Origin of the sequence: Escherichia sp. MOD1-EC7003 (assembly GCF_002965065.1) — a bacterium.
Classification (GTDB): Bacteria; Pseudomonadota; Gammaproteobacteria; order Enterobacterales; family Enterobacteriaceae; genus Escherichia.
In genome coordinates, this window is record NZ_PTRE01000017.1 from 1 (window position 1) to 585 (window position 585).

A 585-nucleotide genomic window follows, 5' to 3' on the forward strand; every position below is an offset into this window, starting at 1 on the left:
GAAAGTTGATCTGAGCTCTCAGTAAATATCAATACGGTTCTGACGAGCCGCTTACGAAGAATCCCCCTTTGGCAGCGATGAAGGTGCTGATGCTCTCAACGAGCTTGAAAATAGCCTCCGTAAAAAACCAGACCTGGACTGTGCTGATTTTCCTCAAATGCTAATTGAAACAATGTGGGGTATGAAATACATCACGATGGAAAGTATCCTCGAAGAGGATGTTCGGGCGCATTTATTAGCTGATGAAATGAACACCATCCAGAGTACTATGATTACCTACGCGACTGCATTCGCTCAGATTAAGGTCATGGGTAAAATCTCTCATAAACTCAAAAAGATGGGACTCAATGCTTTGGTGTGTCATCAGCTTACCGCAAAAATTTTGCAATGGGGTGACGGCCAGGATTCACCAATACTTCAGAAAATGATTGATGACTTGGCTGCTTTTCCACACGAAAATTAAATACTGCATTTGTCGGCAGCAACAACTGTTGGCAAAGTGCACTCTGTTTATGCCGGATGGAGAGCGTTCAGAATTCTGTGTCACGTTAAAAATTCTACAGCGTCATCACATTATTCAGCCGC

1 pseudogene is annotated in these 585 nt (G+C 43.2%); it reads left to right on the forward strand.

Annotation, left to right across the window (positions count from 1 at the left end):
- Nucleotides 1–55 precede the first annotated feature (55 nt).
- A pseudogene (locus A7090_RS02485) lies at nucleotides 56–463 on the forward strand (WGR domain-containing protein); the annotation flags it as partial.
- Nucleotides 464–585: the final 122 nt, after the last annotated feature.